The sequence below is a fragment of the Streptomyces sp. NTD91 genome, from assembly GCF_059510455.1.
In genome coordinates, this window is sequence record NZ_JCAJZW010000124.1 from 1 (window position 1) to 1256 (window position 1256).

1 protein-coding gene and 1 pseudogene are annotated in these 1256 nt (G+C 71.7%); one reads left to right on the plus strand and one right to left on the minus strand.

All coding sequences use genetic code 11. The features are described 5' to 3' along the window. Positions 1-243, plus strand: a pseudogene (locus AC5WRT_RS38840) (glycoside hydrolase family 16 protein); the annotation flags it as partial. 156 nt (positions 244-399) lie between these two features. Here AC5WRT_RS38840 and AC5WRT_RS38845 read toward each other — a convergent pair. Beyond that, a complete protein-coding gene (locus AC5WRT_RS38845) occupies positions 400-1056 on the minus strand; it encodes a pectate lyase-like domain-containing protein (RefSeq protein ID WP_496098923.1) in 657 nt (218 codons plus the stop codon). Positions 1057-1256: the final 200 nt, after the last annotated feature.

A 1256-nucleotide genomic window follows, 5' to 3' on the forward strand; every position in this document is an offset into this window, starting at 1 on the left:
ATGTCCTACGACTGCACCGGAGACGGAAAGTGGGACCGCGTCGAGACCTACCACTACTTCGCCACCGACCCCGCACCCGGCTGGGAGCACTACACCGACAAGGCCGGACCGGCCTCACAAAGCGGCACACTCTGTGACCTGAAGGGCGGAACCGTCCAGGTGAAAATCTGGAACGCCCTGGGCAACGCCCCCAGCACCCTCGCCACCGGAGACCAGTCGGCCCTCCGAATCCCCTACACATGATCTGAACCCCGGAAGGGACGGCTGCGGCCAACTGGGCTCGGCCGTCCCGCCGGTGCTTCCGGAGGCAACCCGCTGTGCTGAACACCCCCACGCCGACTGACGGTCCGCCCCAGCCCGGACTGGCCAAGGCACGACGTGGGGGGCGCAGTGCCCGGCTCAGGGGTAGCTGATCACGGGGCTGGTGCCGTGCGAGCCGACGACCGGGGTGCCGGCCCCGTTGACGGTGCGGTCGATGCCGCCGCTGCCGTCGAGGAAGACGGTCACCGCGTCGTGGAAGCGCACTCCGGCCCGGCGTGGCGCCTCGATCGCCCGGTCGCAGCGGATGTCGACGCCCTGATTGAAGTACGAGTAGGCGCCCAACCCCCACGCCTCGTGCTCGCGGACGTGGTCGGCGACCTTGTACGACGCCCAGCCCCGCCCGGTCGGGCTGTGCCAGGCGGCCTGGCTCGGCGGGTCGTACGGCAGCTCGCTCTGGTAGAAGACGGTCCGGCCGCGCTCGCCGTCCCAGACGGTCTGCCACCGCTGGTAGTGCTCGACGAAGAGCCCGTACGCGGTCACATCGTCACCGTTGACCACCACGCCGGTGGCGGCGGTGTTGACGCCCCAGCCGACGGTGCCCGCCTTGCCGTGGTCGGCCCGCCGGGCCCAGATGTTGTCGATGCGAGACTCCGTCCCGCCGCTGTCCGCCGTCGACTGCCTGCCGGCCGGCGTGACGCTCTCTTCCCGCCTGTCCGGCTGCCGGCGGGCGCGGGCACGCACCATGGGTGGTGCGAGAGCCGCGGCGCGCAGCGGTGGCGCCTGTGCGATCCGCACGGCGCCCACTGCTGTGGCCGGACGGCCGGGGACCGGTCAGGGGTGGGACGACGCTGCGTCGCCCCACCCCTGCGATCAGTGCTAGGGCGTGTGTCGAAAGTCCCGTCTGGTCCGCGACGCCTGGCACGGCACCTCGCCGCGTTGCCGGGATCGTCCACGTACGCCCGGTACGAGGACGACCCTCCGCCTTGCGATGCACC